Source organism: Rhodopseudomonas parapalustris (assembly GCF_053772255.1).
The window spans coordinates 25,885-40,278 of sequence record NZ_JAMKBZ010000031.1; the positions used below are offsets into that span (position 1 = coordinate 25,885).

The following is a 14,394-nucleotide window of genomic DNA, read 5'->3' on the forward strand; positions in this document are numbered from 1 at the left end:
AGTGCCGACACTCGATAAAGTTTCCGTCGATCTGATGGTGGTTCTCGGGACCACCTCGATGCCGATTCATCAGGTGTTGCGGCTCAGCCGCGGCGCGATCATCGAACTGGATGCCACCGAAGCCGACGAGGTCAAGATCCTCGCCAACAACATGCCGATCGCATCCGGCATGGTGTTGGTCGATCGCAACCGAATTGCGGTCGAGGTCAAACAGATGTTGCCGCGATCCCCAGATCGCAGATGATCTGGCCTTGTGGCCTCTTCATTGTTTTGTTAAATGGGCGCCGTCGATCCGGTCGGCGATGCCCGACACCGGTCCCAAGCGCTCGTGGCGGAATTGGTAGACGCGCTGCCTTGAGGTGGCAGTGAGTAAAATCGTGGGGGTTCGAGTCCCTCCGAGCGCACCACTTCCGCGCCGGCCAGTGTTTTTCGGCGCAACCTCCCAAAGAATCTGACGAACCGGTGTCTCGCATAAGAACTGCGAGGACGTCGGCATTCGGACGCTTGACGCTCGATCGTCAGGACAGGCGGGGATCGAGGGCAAACGGCTCGATTGCTGCGATTTTGATCCGCTCGGCGCCAGGATGCCGGCGGTTGATCAGAACGTTCAAATCCGGTGATCCCTCGATTGGGACGATCGCGGATGGCACTCGCAGCAGCGGGGCTTCGACGTGCACCAGCTTCTCCAGAACACAGAGAACCGGCGATGTCGCGCAGGAGGTGACGGGCCGGCCGGCGGTATTCCAGCGGCCATCGAAGAGCAGTCCATAACCGCCGTCGAACGCCCGAGCGTGACGGGCGACAGACAGTCGCCACGGGCGCATCAGGCTGCTGCGCCCCAGGCGATCTTGCCGAGAAGAATCTCGATCAGCCGGGCGCCAGCCTCGGTCTGCGCGACGGTCAGGGGTGTTTCGCCGGCCAGCTCAGCCAGAGGACGGCGAAGCCAGAGGCTGGCCTTGTCCGCACCGAAGGTGTCCTCGGCGAGGCTCTGAATGCGCAGCAGGCGGACGGCGCGGTCGGATTCGTCGATCGTGAGCGGCTGATTGCGCTCGGCGCGGTGTCGGCGGGTCCGCTTCGGGATGACGAACTGTTCGATTTCCTGATCGCTCAGCCCGGCGTGGCTCAATCCCTGGAGTGCGGCGAGGGGGAGCCGGTTGCGGACCACCATGGCCAGCTCAGCCTGGGAGCGAACCGTTGTACCGAGCACCGGCTTGCCGCCGAGCTTATCCGCGACCGTCTCGATGATGGACATCGTCTGCTCCGCCCAGAGCGTCGGCAATGTGCCATCAAGTTATTGGCGAATTGCCGGACGGCAAGGGCTGGGTGCGGGTAATCAGAATCAGTGATTGAGCGGGCGAGGGCGGCTGCCGGTGTCGAGCGGACCGCGCTGCAGGCCTTCCGGAGCGATGCCGACGCTGCCGGCGATCGGGCGTGCGGCGGCTCCGATATCGATCGAGGTCGACCGGTCGCTGACGTTTCGGACGAGCCGCGGGGCTTGGCGCGCGGCGCGATCCGCCTTCACCGGTACCATGGCGCGGATCGCCGGGGCACTGCGCTCGGGAATCGCGAACAGGCTCGCCGATGGCACCGGCAGGGCGATCAGGTTGTCCGCCGACTCGATCGAGGTCTGGCGTGGCCAGGGAGAGCGCTGCGGCGTCGGCACTTGGTCCCGCGCCAGGCGATTCGACCGGATCGGCGCGCTGCCCGGAAGCAAACGACCGCGATCGAGACCGATATCCGCGATCTCGGGAACGGGCAGCATCTGTTCGTTGGCAAACACGAAGCGCGGCACCTTGGGCCAGCGCGCGCGCGCTACGGCCTCCGGTGCCGAGTGCAGCCGCCACTCCTGGGGCGTGGTCGGGGTCTTCGGCAGGTTCGGCGTTGCCGCGACCACATGCACGATCTTGTAGCCGCCAGCCTTCAGCGCCTGCAGAATGCGCGGGAGCGCCGCCACCGTGCGGGGCTGGATATCGTGCAGCAGCAAGATACCTTTGCCCTTGGCGGCCAGCCGGCTCATGGCCAGATGAAACACTGTGTCAGGCGATACATGGCGCCAGTCGTCGGCCGGGAAGTCCGCACTCCACGTCTGGATTCCACGCGAGGCGAGGTAGCCTTCTACGGCTTCGGCGCGCAGCAGGCCGGGGATACGGAAGAACGGCGAAAGCGCCGCGCGGTCGCCGCCGAGTGCGGCGAGCGTCGAAGCGATGCCTTGGTCGACCTCCTGCTGGGCCTGCTCCACCGTCATTCGGTTGAAGCTCAGCGGGTGATTCTGGCTGTGGGTGCCGATGGTGTGGCCTGCGTCGCGCAGCTTGCGGACGCCTTCGGGAAACGTTTTCGCCATCCGCCCGACCACGAAGAACGTCGCCTTGACGCAGTCCTTGGCCAGGATGTCGAGGACCTGATTGCTTTCCCGCGGCAACGGCCCGTCGTCGAAGGTGAGTACCACCTCGTGGTCGCGCAGCGGCAGCGTCTCGGGATATTGCATCGTCCCGATCCGCGGATGCTCGAGCGGATCGACGACCAGCGTGCGGGAGGTCCCGAGCGCATCGGGATTACCGGGGCAGCCGGCAGCGCGAGCCGGATCGAGGGAGAGAGCCAGTGCAGCAGCGACACAAGCCGCGCCGAACAACGAGGAGATCCGCAACGAACGTTCAATCAACAGTGCACCGCCTTCACGCGACCGACAGCACGGATCACGACGTTCGGCCCATTCGGCCAAACTAGATTCAACGTCGTGAACGGCCGCTTAACCGTTCAAGGTTCCATGGCATTTCTGGGACCGGAAGTCCGGTTCAGCGTGCAGTGCGGCTATGCGTATCCGAGGCGACGGCGTGCCCAGGGGCACCCGCCGGCACCACATGCACCACGCGATAATGGTTCTCGCGCAGCCAGCGCAGAAATGCCGGAATCATCTCGGCGGTCTGCTTGCGCGGATCGTGGAACAGGATGATGCCGCGGCCGGCCGCGGTGAGGCGCTCGGTAATCAGCGCGAGCTGTTCATCCGGCGTCATCGGCTTCCAATCGCTGGCCCACAGATCGGCCCCGAACACCGGAATGCCGCGCGCCTGCAGATTGTCCAGCAGGGCCGGGGTGGATTCGAAGTACGGGAAGCGGAAGAACCGGGTTGTCGGCACCGGAATGCCTTTGGCGCGCATCACGGCTTCATCGGCGGCGATACCGCGGTCGATCTCGGTCAGTGCGTCCGCATAGCTCAGCGTCGACAGGTGCTGATGGGTGTAGGTGTGGTGGCCGATGGTGTGCCCGCCGGCCGCGATCCGCCGGACCATGTCGCCCATGCTGGAAGCCGGCTTGCCGACCAGGAAAAAGGTGGCGCGGACACATTCGTCGGCGAGGGCCTTGAGGACGGCCGGTGTCGTGGCTGCCGGACCGTCGTCGAAAGTGAGCACGATTTCGTGGTCGGCGAGCGGCAACGTCTGCGGAAAGCTCTTCAGGCCGACCTGCGGATAGGTGGCCGCATCGATGGTCAGCACGCGGGATGTTCCGAGCGTTCCCGGACGCGGACATTCGGCCGCCTGAACCGTCCCACCGAGCGCGACGATGGCAAGCATTGCAGCAGCGGTGCGCGCGATGATCACGACACCCTCCGGACCAGCGGATTGTTGCAGGGTGTCACGATTATCATTGCGCTTTGCTTCACCGATTGGTTATTGCCACGAGCATTCGAGCCGCCGCTCGACAGCGCATCTTGCCCGACGGCTGCCGACATCTGCAACCAGTAAAACCCGTAGGGGGCCCTCATGACCGATGACGTGGACGCGGTCGTGCGACCCGATTTGGCTACGCTCGACCATGAGGCGATGCGGGACGACCATGGCAATTTGCGGGCCGGGTTCGTGGAGGCGGTGTCGCAAGCGATCGCCGCCGAGGATGCGGTCTGGCTACGCGGGCTGGTGTCGGAGCTGCACGAGGCCGACCTCGGCGATCTGATCGAGGCACTGGAATCCGACGAGCGCGTCCGGCTGGTGGAACTGACCGGGGCGGATTTCGACTTCTCGGCGCTGAATGAAGTCGATGAAACCGTCCGCGAGGAGATCCTCGAAGAGCTCGAACCGGAGACCGTCGCCGAGGGCGTTCGCGAACTCGACTCCGACGACGCCGTCGAGTTGCTGCAGGTGCTCGACGAGGAGGATCAGGAGGAGATCCTCGACAAGCTGCCGCCGTCCGAACGCGACGCGCTGGAACGCAGCCTGGACTATCCGGAGAATTCTGCCGGCCGGCGGATGCAGACCGATTTCATCGCGGTGCCGCGCGATTGGACGGTCGGCGAAGCGATCGACTTCATGCGCGAAACAGCGGAACTGCCGGAGCGGTTCTACGAGATCTACGTCGTCGACGGCGTCAATCATTGGCAGGGGGCGGTGTCGCTCGACCGGTTGCTCCGCTCGCACCGGAATGTGCCGTTGACCGAACTGGTCGATGAGGATCGTCGCAAAGTCTCGGTCGACGACGATCAGGAGGAAGTGGCGCGGCTGTTCGGGAAGTACAACCTCGTCGCTGCGCCGGTGATCGATGGCCAAAACCGGCTGGTCGGCGTGATCACCATCGACGACGTCGTCGACGTGATCGAAGAGGAAGCCGACGAAGACCTCAAAGCGCTCGGCGGCGTCACCAGCGATGAAGAGCTGTCCGACCGGGTGTGGACGATCGCGCGTGGCCGGTTCAACTGGCTGCTGGTCAATCTCGCCACGGCGTTCCTTGCGTCCTCGGTGCTGGGGCTGTTCGAGGATCAGTTGCAGCAGATGGTGGCGCTGGCGGTGCTGGCGCCGATCGTTGCCAGCCAGGGCGGAAATGCCGCGACGCAAACCATGACGGTGGCGGTGCGGGCGCTGGCCACCCGCGAACTCGGCGCTTGGAACGCGGTCCGGGTGGTGATGCGCGAGGCGCTGGTCGGACTGGTAAACGGGGTCGCCTTCGCGCTGATCACCGGCATTGCCGCCTACGCCTGGTTCAAGGTGCCTGGCCTTGGTTTCGTCATCGGACTGGCGATGGTTGCGAACCTGATTGCCGGTGCACTTGGCGGCATTTTAATACCGATGGCATTGGAGCGCATGCGCGCCGATCCGGCGGTGGCTTCGGGCACTTTCGTCACCACCGTGACTGACGTGGTCGGCTTTTTTTCCTTCCTCGGCATCGCGACATTGTGGTTCGGACTGAAGTAGTCGCTGCTCGGCTGCCGGCTGGCCGGCGGTTCCATCGTTCGTGAATAGTCCAGAGGCTGGCTCCAGTCTCGATTGCCCAGGCACGCTGGTGATCGCGATGTCAGGCCGGCGAGCTCACTGCAGGTCGGAACAAATTGGTAAGCTCGTTGCCCTGCGACGATTGGCAGTGGAACGCGATCGGTTCATAATACTAAAGATCAGTCTGCGTGACCGAAATGCGAGACGATCGCCATGGAAACCGCCGAAGCGCATGTCATCGAGGCGCATGGAGCCAGGATCCCTGCACTTGGGCTCGGCACCTGGGAACTAAGCGGACACGTCTGCTCGCGAACCGTCGAGCAGGCGTTACGGCTCGGCTATCGGCATATCGACACTGCGCAGATCTACGCCAACGAACGCGACGTCGGCGAGGGCATCCGCAATTCCCACATCCGCCGTGAACAGATCTTCGTCACCACAAAGGTCTGGACGACGCATTTCGCTCCGAACGATCTGATCCGCTCGGCCAAGGAAAGCCTGGTCAAGTTGCGGCTGTCCGAGGTTGATCTGCTGCTGCTGCACTGGCCGAATTCGCATGTACCATTGGCCGAGACGCTCGGTGCGATGGCGCGCGCGCGCGAGCTCGGACTGACGCGGCATATCGGGGTCTCGAACTTCACGGTCGCCTTGCTTGCTGAGGCCGTTGCGGTCTGCCCGGCGCCGCTGGTGTGCAATCAGGTCGAGTATCATCCGTTTCTCGATCAGCAAAAGGTGCTCGCCGCCTGTCGGTCGCACGGTCTGGCGCTGGTCGCCTACAGTCCGATCGCCCGCGGCAATGCCAAGAAGAGCGAAGTGCTGACTAAGATCGGCACGGCCCACGACAAGACTGCCGCTCAGGTGTGTCTGCGCTGGTTGATCCAGCAGAATGTCGCTGCGATCCCGCGCAGCTCGCGGCTGGAGCGGCTGGCGCAGAACATCGCAGTCTTCGATTTCGAGCTGTCGGAGGCGGAGATGCAGGAGATCTTCACACTCGGCAGCCCCAAGGGGCGGCTGACCACCACGGCGACTGCGCCGGACTGGGACTGAAACCTCCCGTTGCCGTTGACCTCGCAACCGAAATCCCGCACGTCCCGGAGACGATCGTCCGTGCGGTGGTGAGCGATGTTCTTCCTTCTTTCCAAGGTCTTCGGCTTCTTTGTTCATCCGTCGAACACGATCGCGATGATTTGCGCGGTGGGCGTGGTTCTGTTGTTGACGCGATGGCGGCGGGCAGGGCGGGCCCTGCTGGTCGCGGGCGTCGTCCTGCTTCTGATCGTCGGCTATTCGCCGCTCGGCAATTTGCTGATGCTGTCGCTGTCGGAACGGTTTCCACCGTGGCAGGACACTGGCCGAGCGCCGGACGGGATCATCGTGCTCGGCGGAGCGATCAACTCCGAGGTCAGTACCGCGCGCAATGCGCTTGAGCTCGATGCGTCGGCCGAACGAGTCTTTGCCGCGCTCGATCTGGCGCGACGCTATCCGCAGGCGCGGATCGTCTACAGCGGAGGTAGCGGCAATCTGATCCAGCGGTCGGCAGCCGAAGCCCCGATCGCAGGCGAACTGCTGAAACGCTTCGGCATCGCCGCCGATCGTGTCGTGCTGGAGGACAAGTCGCGGACCACAGCGGAGAACGCCGCCTACACGCGCGCTCTGGTATCGCCGAAGCCGGGCGAGTTGTGGCTGCTCGTGACGTCGTCGTTCCACATGCCGCGGTCGATGATCGCGTTTCGTGATGCCGGCTTCGACGTCGTTGCTTATCCGGTGGACTGGCGGACGCGCGGGCCCGAAGACATGGCGCTGCCGTTCGCGACGTTGGCGTCTGGGTTGGCGCGCACCGACGTCGCTGTGCACGAATGGGCGGGGCTGCTTGCCTATCGCCTCGGCGGCAAGACCACGTCGTTGCTGCCGTCGCGTTAGTGCAGAGGTCAGTCGTGGCGCGGCAGGCCGAGCCGGTAGACCCCGCGGAAGTCGTTCGGGTCGGCCGGTTTACCTTTGCGATAGATGACCAGCCGGCCCTCTAGCGCCAATGCGACTGCGGCGCGGCGGATCGGCATCAGCAGGCCGTGCCAATCGCCGTCGGGGCGGAGCTGATGGGCGATCTCCGGCGCACTGAGCGTGCCATGCCCGGCTTTGTTCAGCACGGCGAGAATGTCGTCTTCCATGACGGAGACGGGCGAAGCGGTGGCGGGTGCCGAATCGTGAGGGGTCATCGCAATGCAGTGCCGCATTGGTCTGTACGCCGCAACCTCGACTGATTGACAGCCGCAACCGCGGTGGATTGATTATCGCGTGACGCAGGACTGCGGGGATGAAGGAGTTTTCGGCTATGGCGCGGACGCTGGTGATCGGCAACAAGAACTACTCGTCGTGGTCGATGCGGCCCTGGATCGCGCTGAAGGCCGCCGGCATTGCGTTCGACGAAGTCGTGATCCCGCTCTATACGGGCGATGCCGACAAGCGGCGCATCCTCGCCTTCACGGCAGCCGGCAAGGTGCCTGTGCTGGTCGATGGTGACGTCACCATCTGGGATTCTCTGGCGATCATCGAATACGCCGCCGAGCGCTTTCCCAAAGCCCAGCTCTGGCCAGACGACGTCGCTGCACGGGCTCATGCGCGGTCGGTGTCGGCGGAGATGCACTCGGGCTTCGCTGCGCTCCGCAGCGAGTGCGGCATGAATATCCATCGGCCGGTCGGTGCCAAGCCGCTCTCGGATGCCGCGCGCGCCGACATCGCCCGGGTGCAGCAGATCTGGATCGACTGTCGCCACCGCTACGGCATGTTCGGGCCCTACCTGTTTGGCCGCTTCACCGCGGTCGACGCGATGTTCGCTCCGGTCGTGCATCGGTTTCGTACCTATGCGGTCGAGGTCGATCCGATCGTCCAAGGCTACATGCAGGTGATGATGGCGCTGCCGGCGTTCCAGGAGTGGACTCAGGCGGCGCTCGCCGAAAGTTGGATCATCGACAAGTTCGAGGTCGGCTGAGCCGCAGCAGGGGATTCATTCCCAATCTCTGCAAACACCTCGTGATTTGCGCCTAGATCGCTGAAAAATCAGCAAAATTGGGGCGCCAGCCATGCGTGAAGCACTGGCCAGAGAAGCCCCTCCCGTGCTATAAGCGCGCGGGGCTAGGGGAACCGGTCACACCCGGCCACAAGGGATAGATCGGTATTCAAATGGCGCAGGAGTTGAGCGTTGAAGCACAAGTTCGTGGTAGGTGAATCCGTCTATTTTACCGCCAGCAACGTTGCCCGTCCGGCAGCCAGCGGCATGTACGAAATCATCCGGCTGCTCCCGACCGACGGGTCTGATTGTCAGTACCGTATCAAGAATATCTCCGAGGCGTTCGAACGAGTCGCCAAGGAGAGCCAGCTCAGCGTCTGCTGAGCCGCGCATCGTCTTTCTTCCAACGACATAACAGCCTCTGAGATCATCATCGCTGTCCTGACGCCCTTCCGGGGCCGGGACAGCGATCTCGGACGCGCTTCGTCAAGCCTTGCGCCTATTTTGGTCGTAAAGTCGGTGTTGAGTCGCCGGACAGGCGTTTAGGGGACAACGCGCATGGATTGGGCTGCTTGGTCGGCGTCGTTCGACCGTATTTTGCATTCACCGAATTTTCCGATGCTGGCTACCGTGGTCGTCGCGGCTTTCGTCGCTTTGTTGATTGTGATCGCGCTGCTTCGCGCCGACAAGTCGGTCGCCAATGGCGCGCTAGTGGTCATCACGCTCGGCGCGATCGGGTTGACCGGCTATGTTCTGTATCGGACGCCTGGAAGCGTCTTCGGCGGTGCGGCTCCAGTTGCGGCCGATGAGAAGATGCCGAATGTGACGGCAATGCCGGCGCTGGCGTGCATCGATGACCTCGCCGGTGACATGGTGCTGTCGGCCTGCGAGCGGGCGCTTTTCAGTTCGCCGGAAGCGGTCGCGGCGGCGGTGTCCTACGCTTCGGCCCAGGTGGCGCGGCTGACCGCGCTCGGCGACGCCGCCGTTGCGGACAGGCGGACGGCGCCGGAGCTGAACCGGCTGCGCCGCGCCGTCGAGCGCGATCGCTACGGCTTGATCGCCTATGTGCTGGCGTCGCAGGACCGTTGTCAGGCCAGCGAATGCCCTGCCTTCCGTTCGCTCAGCGACAGCACTCGGATCGTGGCGAACATGGCAGATCATCTCTACGAAAATACCTTGACCCGCTACGCCCCGAGCTGGGGCACGCCGGCAGCGGCAGGCGTCGGCAGCGCTGCTTCGACGCAGACGCCGCCGCCACCGGGCGTGGCGGGCGTCACCGAGGCGCCGAGCGGCAAGCCGACCGACATCGACTTCCCGACATCGGCCTCGATTCCTGCGGTCAGCATCATGGCCCCTGAGCCGGGACAGGGCGCCGCCGCTTCGGCAAAGCCGGCCGCTCCGGCAGCCCATAACGGCGCGGCCAACGCCAAGGCCAATCCCTCCGCCAGCGCCAAGAAGCCGCCAGCTGCCACGCATTCGCCTGCAGCCCACAGCAGCAATGAAGCAGCGCCTTCAGCGGCGGCCAAGCGACCGCCAGCGCCTCCCAGGCCGAAGCCGGCGCCGCCGGTGCAGCTTGCGCCACAAGCCGTCAACCCGGATAACTGAAAGGCGGCATTCGCCGCGTCAGGGTGTTCCAAAGCGATGGCACTGCATCTCATCAAGCTCGCGGTCGGCTGCGAGTCGGTGAAGGATTTGACCGAGCGCGTTGCAGAGCGCGTCAAGCGGACTGGGCAGCACATCCACATCACCCGCATGGTGCCGAAGCGCGACGCCGAGCTGCTCGACGGCGGCTCGCTGTATTGGGTGATCCGCGGCGAGATCGCGGCGCGCGAGAAACTGATTGCGATCGAGCCGTTTCGCGACGGTGAGGGCATCAGCCGATGCCGGCTGGTGCTTGAGCCGGAAGTGCACCCGGTCAGCCCGCGGCCGATGCGGCCGTTCCAGGGCTGGCGCTATCTCAACGCAGCCGACGCGCCGCCGGATCTCGGCAGAGCCGCCGAGGGGATCGCGGCGATGCCGGAGGCGATGCGCCGCGAGCTGCGCGAGCTTGGCCTGCTGTAGGCGCAATCACCGGACGATTGGCGAGGACGCTTGGCGGCTCAGACCGCGATGTTGTCGATCAGCCGTGTCTTGCCGAGCTTGGCGGCGACCAGCAGCCGGACCGGGCCGTCCTTGAGCGACTTGATCGGCGCCAGCGATTCCGCGTGACGGGCTTCAAGATAATCGAGCACGAAGCCCGCCGCAGTAATCTGCTCGGCTCCCGCGGCAAGCGAGGACGCGATGCTCTTGCCCGCTCGCGCCCGTTTGGCGACATCCTTCATCGCTCGGTACAGCGTCGGCGCCACCGCGCGTTCTTCCGGCGACAGATAGACGTTGCGCGACGACATCGCGAGGCCGTCGCGCTCGCGCACGGTCGGTGCGCCGACCACCTTCACGCCCATATCGAGGTCGGAGGCCATCCGCGTCACCACGCGGAGCTGCTGGAAGTCCTTCGAGCCGAAAATCGCGACGTCCGGCCGGCACTGAATGAACAGCTTGCCGACCACCGTGGCGACGCCGCCGAAGAAGTGCGGGCGGAAACGGTCTTCGAGGCCGGCGACGGCGGGGCCTTCGGTCGAGATCTTGGAGGCGAAGCCTTCCGGGTACATCACCTTGACGTCGGGATTCCAAATCAGGTCGACATCCTCCGCGGCGAGCTTGGACGCGTCGGCCTTGAAGGTTCGCGGATAGGAGCCGAAGTCCTCGTGCGGCGCGAATTGGGTCGGGTTGACGAAGACCGAGACCACCACCTTGTCGGCGCGGCGCTTCGCCAGCCGGACCAACGACAGATGGCCGTCGTGCAGCGCCCCCATGGTCGGAACCAGCGCCACGCTGGCGTTGCGCCGGCGCAGCTCTGCGAGCGCGCGGCGAAGGGCAGGGAGGGTGCGGGCGACAACGGGAGGACGGGACATCGAAGGCTCGATCGCGGTCAGCGGAGACAAGCCGCACCAGGCGGCGGCGGGAAGGAATCCGATCTTATCAAGCCCTGTCTCTGACCGCCACATGGACCGTCGGCTGCGAACCTGCCTTTGGCAGCGGCGGCTGAGTCTGATTGCAGCTACCCGGCATGCAGCGGATTCATCATGGAGCGTGAAGCGGCTGGGTTCTCCGCTGTCCGTCTGACGCAATTTGTTCTTCCCCGAGATTGCCGATTTCAAACCTCGGCCGAGAGGCAAGTCGGTGCTGATCGATCTCGCCGCAAACTGCCTGGGGCTCTGCGACGTCGTCGTGCTCGGTGACAAGAAATGCCTCCGAGAAACGACGGTGGTCCTGCGTATCGTAGTGGCGTTCTGCTACCTCGCGCACGGACCGCCTCGAGGATCACAATCGGAACGCAGCCAACAGCCCGCTGTTGCGCGGTGGGGACATTCCGGAGAAATGGCGAGCGTTTGCAATCGGTCGGAATAGCTGCCGACACGCGTTGATGGGGCCTTGTGCAGTTGCACAATGACGGGGCGGTAATCTGCTAATCTTTGATCTTTCTGTCATGTGGCTGTGATTTATAGTCGTGTCGTCGGTCGTCCTGGGCGTGGGCCGCTGATCGACGCGGGATGAATGATGACTCGCGGAATCACAGTTCTGCTCGTGCTGTGCGTCGTATCGGCGGTCGGATACTTGACCGCCTCGAAGTGGGCGATCCGCCACCAGACGTTGACGTTCTTCGATGCGTCACGGCAGCGGCCCGTCGAGATCGCGATCGCGGTTCGTCGCGACAAAGAGATGCAGGCCGAAGCCGGACTGGCCGAGCTCCCGGTCGCTGTTCTCAACCACGGCAATACCGTGAAGTTCACGGAGTACTCGTTCCTCGCCAATCTATTCGCGGTGCGCGGTTATCTCGCGGTCAGCATCCAGCACGATCTGCCCTCGGACGCGCCGCTGGTCACCAAGGTGGGCGAGCCCTATGTCGGGCGGCTGCCGGTTTACGAGAAAGGAGTCGCCAACATCGAGTTCGCAATCGCTCAGTTGAAGGCCGTCGTCCCGAACGCTGATTATCAGCATCTGACGATGGTCGGTCATTCCAACGGCGGCGACATTTCGATGTACTACGCGCAGCTTCACCCCGAACGGATCAGACGTGTGGTGACGCTAGATAATCTGCGGGTGCCGTTCATGATCGACGGCCGGTTCAAGACGCTGACGTTCCGCTCGCAGGATCCGGTTTTCAAGACCGATCCGGGCGTCATTCCCGCACAGGACGTTTGCGACAAGGCCGGTATCACTGTCGTCAAAACCGGCTTCCAGCATACCGAGATGAGCGATCGCGGGCCCGAGGTGGTCAAGAACGCGATCGCAGCGTCGCTCGACAGGTTTCTCGACGATAAAGCTCCGGGCTCGTCTGTTCAGCGAACGAGCAGGGTGGCCGCGGCGAAGTAGGTCTTCGCGACCGTCGCTGCAGCGGGGTGGTGCGGGACGGGCTGCTGCCGCATTGACCGCCGATCCGGCCATCGCCACATAGGACTCGCCGAGCCGAGCGAGTGAGATGCCCCGCGATCCAACCCGATCTTCAATCGATCCGTCCCAGCAGACGCCGCAGACGACTGAGCGCATGCCTGCGGCCTCGTCGTCGTCGGATGAAATCGCAGCGTTCGTCGCCAAGGCGCGCGCGATGGCGCCAGGAGGCGCCCAGGCGCGTGGCCGTCTGGTGTTCGCGCTCGACGCCACCATGAGCCGGCAACCGACTTGGGATATGGCGTGTGCGCTCCAGGCCGATATGTTTCGCGAAGCTGAGGCGATCGGCAGCTTGGACATCCGGCTTGTCTATTATCGTGGGTTCAACGAATGCAGGGCGTCGGGGTGGATTTCCTCCGGCGCCGAATTGGCGCGGCTGATGGGCAAGATCGACTGCCGCGGTGGTCACACCCAGATTGGCCGGGTTCTGTCCGATGCGCGCCGCGAAGCGGTCAGCGCCGGGGTGCGTGCGGTGGTATTCGTCGGCGATGCGATGGAAGAGGCTGCGGACGATCTCTGCGCCAAGGCCGGCGAGCTCGGGATGCTCAAGGTCCCTGTGTTCGTGTTCCAGGAGGGAGTCGATCCCGTCGCCGAGCAGGCCTTCCGCGAAATCGCACGGCTCAGCGGCGGCGCCTGGTGCCGGTTCGATCCGGGGGCAGCGGCGCAGCTCCGTGAGCTTTTACGTGCAGCCGCCGCTTATGCGGCAGGCGGGCGCGAGGCGCTGCAGCGGCTGGCCGCAAGCGGCGGCGGCGCGGCACTGCTGCTCGGGCAGATGCGGTAGCGAGAAGAGTGCGGCGTCGTGCTTTTTTGGCATGATCGCCCTATATTCCGATCATGCCTACGTTGATTGCCGGCGCCATCGCCGTTTTCGTCATTTACACGCTGCTGCAGATGTTCCGCTCGGCGAACCCTGCGGTGCTGGCGCGCGCTCTGAAGATTGCCGGCGGGATCGTCACCCTCGCGGCGGCGCTGTTTACCGGCGCCAAAGGCGAACTGGCTGTCGCGATCCCGCTCGGCCTGTTCGGCGCTGGGCTGTTGGGCTGGACGCCGCTGCAGAATGCCGGCTTCGGCAATTTCGGCCGACTGTTCGGGGGCGGCGGCGCAAGGTCGCGCGGGCAAGCCTCGACGGTGCGCTCGCACTATCTGGAAATGGTGCTGGATCACGACAGCGGCACGATGACCGGCCGGATCCTGGCGGGCCCGAATGCCGGCCGTTCGCTCGACGAATTCGACCTCGGCCAGCTCGCCGCGATGCTGGCCGGCTTTGATGCCGAGAGCTGTGCGCTACTTGAAAGCTATCTGGACCGCCGGTTTCCCGCTTGGCGTCAGAACGCGCATGGAGATGCGGCAGGGGGGCAGCGTAGCCAAGCGTCGGGCAGCAAAATGACGACCGAGGAAGCCTATGAGATCCTTGGCCTGCAGCCGGGGGCGGGGCCGGACGAGATCGGACGCGCCCACCGCACCCTCATGAAGAAATTGCATCCCGACCAAGGGGGGTCGACGTACCTTGCCGCCCGCGTAAACGCGGCCAAGGATACCTTGCTTCGAACGCATCGCAGCTAAACTCCAGCAACGCAACTAAACGCTACAGACCGCGAGTGCCCTGAAATCCGTCGTGACGCCCCATGCCCGCCATTTCGGCGTGGCCCTTGTCTCGACTTTTATCGATTAATGATTGACGAGTGGTTTCCCGCCCAGCGTGTGCGT

17 protein-coding genes and 1 tRNA gene are annotated in these 14,394 nt (G+C 64.5%); 12 read left to right on the top strand and 6 right to left on the bottom strand.

Annotation, left to right across the window (positions count from 1 at the left end; translation table 11 throughout):
• Window position 1: 1 nt before the first annotated feature.
• Together M9H71_RS21060 and M9H71_RS21065 are read left to right on the top strand one after the other, a co-directional pair.
• Window positions 2-244 carry a FliM/FliN family flagellar motor switch protein gene (locus tag M9H71_RS21060; protein ID WP_011158713.1) on the top strand — a complete coding sequence of 81 codons (243 nt, stop codon included), beginning with the start codon at window positions 2-4 and terminating at the stop codon, window positions 242-244.
• Between the two features lie 78 nt (window positions 245-322).
• Window positions 323-407, top strand: a tRNA-Leu gene (locus tag M9H71_RS21065).
• 111 nt (window positions 408-518) lie between these two features.
• Here M9H71_RS21065 and M9H71_RS21070 read toward each other — a convergent pair.
• The 4 genes from M9H71_RS21070 to M9H71_RS21085 form a co-directional block, all read right to left on the bottom strand.
• Window positions 519-824, bottom strand: coding sequence for an RES family NAD+ phosphorylase (locus M9H71_RS21070; RefSeq protein WP_455406867.1), 306 nt, complete (start codon window positions 822-824; stop codon window positions 519-521).
• Window positions 824-1,252, bottom strand: a complete 429-nt coding sequence (locus M9H71_RS21075; RefSeq protein WP_455406868.1) for an antitoxin Xre-like helix-turn-helix domain-containing protein — start codon at window positions 1,250-1,252, stop codon at window positions 824-826. The genes M9H71_RS21070 and M9H71_RS21075 overlap by 1 nt, the downstream gene beginning before the upstream one ends.
• Window positions 1,253-1,339: 87 nt before the next feature.
• Window positions 1,340-2,659, bottom strand: a complete 1,320-nt coding sequence (locus tag M9H71_RS21080) for a polysaccharide deacetylase family protein (RefSeq protein ID WP_455406869.1) — start codon at window positions 2,657-2,659, stop codon at window positions 1,340-1,342.
• 133 nt (window positions 2,660-2,792) lie between these two features.
• Complete coding sequence (locus M9H71_RS21085; RefSeq protein WP_455406870.1) at window positions 2,793-3,596, bottom strand: polysaccharide deacetylase family protein; 804 nt, start codon at window positions 3,594-3,596, stop codon at window positions 2,793-2,795.
• Window positions 3,597-3,758: 162 nt separating this feature from the next.
• On the opposite strand from M9H71_RS21085, the gene mgtE reads away from it, so the two are divergent.
• The 3 genes from mgtE (at window position 3,759) to M9H71_RS21100 (ending at window position 7,115) form a co-directional block, all read left to right on the top strand.
• Window positions 3,759-5,180, top strand: coding sequence for a magnesium transporter (mgtE, locus tag M9H71_RS21090; RefSeq protein ID WP_455406871.1), 1,422 nt, complete (start codon window positions 3,759-3,761; stop codon window positions 5,178-5,180).
• 231 nt (window positions 5,181-5,411) lie between these two features.
• Window positions 5,412-6,245, top strand: a complete 834-nt coding sequence (locus M9H71_RS21095) for an aldo/keto reductase (protein WP_455406872.1) — start codon at window positions 5,412-5,414, stop codon at window positions 6,243-6,245.
• 75 nt (window positions 6,246-6,320) lie between these two features.
• Complete coding sequence (locus tag M9H71_RS21100) at window positions 6,321-7,115, top strand: YdcF family protein (protein WP_455406873.1); 795 nt, start codon at window positions 6,321-6,323, stop codon at window positions 7,113-7,115.
• An 8-nt stretch (window positions 7,116-7,123) separates the two neighbouring features.
• Here M9H71_RS21100 and M9H71_RS21105 read toward each other — a convergent pair whose 3' ends face one another.
• A complete protein-coding gene (locus M9H71_RS21105; protein WP_455406874.1) occupies window positions 7,124-7,408 on the bottom strand; it encodes a DUF3253 domain-containing protein in 285 nt (94 codons plus the stop codon).
• Window positions 7,409-7,524: 116 nt separating this feature from the next.
• Here M9H71_RS21105 and M9H71_RS21110 point away from each other — a divergent pair, with 116 nt between their 5' ends.
• The 4 genes from M9H71_RS21110 (at window position 7,525) to M9H71_RS21125 (ending at window position 10,260) form a co-directional block, all read left to right on the top strand.
• Entirely contained in the window at window positions 7,525-8,181 is a 657-nt protein-coding gene (locus M9H71_RS21110; RefSeq protein WP_455406896.1) for a glutathione S-transferase family protein, read from the top strand.
• A gap of 210 nt (window positions 8,182-8,391) precedes the next feature.
• Window positions 8,392-8,583 carry a hypothetical protein gene (locus tag M9H71_RS21115; RefSeq protein WP_164606007.1) on the top strand — a complete coding sequence of 64 codons (192 nt, stop codon included), beginning with the start codon at window positions 8,392-8,394 and terminating at the stop codon, window positions 8,581-8,583.
• A 174-nt stretch (window positions 8,584-8,757) separates the two neighbouring features.
• On the top strand, window positions 8,758-9,804 hold the full coding sequence (locus M9H71_RS21120) for a hypothetical protein (RefSeq protein WP_455406875.1): 1,047 nt from the start codon (window positions 8,758-8,760) through the stop codon (window positions 9,802-9,804).
• Between the two features lie 36 nt (window positions 9,805-9,840).
• A complete protein-coding gene (locus tag M9H71_RS21125; protein WP_455406876.1) occupies window positions 9,841-10,260 on the top strand; it encodes a DUF1489 family protein in 420 nt (139 codons plus the stop codon).
• Between the two features lie 38 nt (window positions 10,261-10,298).
• On the opposite strand, the gene panC is transcribed toward M9H71_RS21125, so the two are convergent.
• The gene (panC, locus tag M9H71_RS21130; RefSeq protein WP_455406877.1) at window positions 10,299-11,150 is read right to left on the bottom strand and encodes a pantoate--beta-alanine ligase; all 852 of its coding nucleotides are present in this window, start codon (window positions 11,148-11,150) and stop codon (window positions 10,299-10,301) included.
• Window positions 11,151-11,796: 646 nt separating this feature from the next.
• Here panC and M9H71_RS21135 point away from each other — a divergent pair.
• The 3 genes from M9H71_RS21135 (at window position 11,797) to M9H71_RS21145 (ending at window position 14,250) form a co-directional block, all read left to right on the top strand.
• Entirely contained in the window at window positions 11,797-12,612 is an 816-nt protein-coding gene (locus M9H71_RS21135; RefSeq protein ID WP_455406878.1) for an alpha/beta fold hydrolase, read from the top strand.
• A 106-nt stretch (window positions 12,613-12,718) separates the two neighbouring features.
• Entirely contained in the window at window positions 12,719-13,468 is a 750-nt protein-coding gene (locus M9H71_RS21140) for a VWA domain-containing protein (RefSeq protein WP_455406879.1), read from the top strand.
• A 53-nt stretch (window positions 13,469-13,521) separates the two neighbouring features.
• Window positions 13,522-14,250 carry a DnaJ domain-containing protein gene (locus tag M9H71_RS21145; RefSeq protein WP_455406880.1) on the top strand — a complete coding sequence of 243 codons (729 nt, stop codon included), beginning with the start codon at window positions 13,522-13,524 and terminating at the stop codon, window positions 14,248-14,250.
• Window positions 14,251-14,394 lie beyond the last annotated feature (144 nt).

Excerpts from the sequence above, each read along its gene's own strand:
- M9H71_RS21070 (WP_455406867.1), bottom strand. The coding sequence starts at position 824 with ATGCGCCCGTGGCGACTGTCTGTCGCCCGTCACGCTCGGGCGTTCGAC.
- M9H71_RS21075 (WP_455406868.1), bottom strand. The coding sequence starts at position 1,252 with ATGTCCATCATCGAGACGGTCGCGGATAAGCTCGGCGGCAAGCCGGTG.
- mgtE (WP_455406871.1), top strand. The coding sequence starts at position 3,759 with ATGACCGATGACGTGGACGCGGTCGTGCGACCCGATTTGGCTACGCTC.
- M9H71_RS21095 (WP_455406872.1), top strand. The coding sequence starts at position 5,412 with ATGGAAACCGCCGAAGCGCATGTCATCGAGGCGCATGGAGCCAGGATC.
- M9H71_RS21100 (WP_455406873.1), top strand. The coding sequence starts at position 6,321 with ATGTTCTTCCTTCTTTCCAAGGTCTTCGGCTTCTTTGTTCATCCGTCG.
- M9H71_RS21105 (WP_455406874.1), bottom strand. The coding sequence starts at position 7,408 with ATGACCCCTCACGATTCGGCACCCGCCACCGCTTCGCCCGTCTCCGTC.
- M9H71_RS21110 (WP_455406896.1), top strand. The coding sequence starts at position 7,525 with ATGGCGCGGACGCTGGTGATCGGCAACAAGAACTACTCGTCGTGGTCG.
- M9H71_RS21120 (WP_455406875.1), top strand. The coding sequence starts at position 8,758 with ATGGATTGGGCTGCTTGGTCGGCGTCGTTCGACCGTATTTTGCATTCA.
- M9H71_RS21125 (WP_455406876.1), top strand. The coding sequence starts at position 9,841 with ATGGCACTGCATCTCATCAAGCTCGCGGTCGGCTGCGAGTCGGTGAAG.
- panC (WP_455406877.1), bottom strand. The coding sequence starts at position 11,150 with ATGTCCCGTCCTCCCGTTGTCGCCCGCACCCTCCCTGCCCTTCGCCGC.
- M9H71_RS21135 (WP_455406878.1), top strand. The coding sequence starts at position 11,797 with ATGACTCGCGGAATCACAGTTCTGCTCGTGCTGTGCGTCGTATCGGCG.
- M9H71_RS21140 (WP_455406879.1), top strand. The coding sequence starts at position 12,719 with ATGCCCCGCGATCCAACCCGATCTTCAATCGATCCGTCCCAGCAGACG.
- M9H71_RS21145 (WP_455406880.1), top strand. The coding sequence starts at position 13,522 with ATGCCTACGTTGATTGCCGGCGCCATCGCCGTTTTCGTCATTTACACG.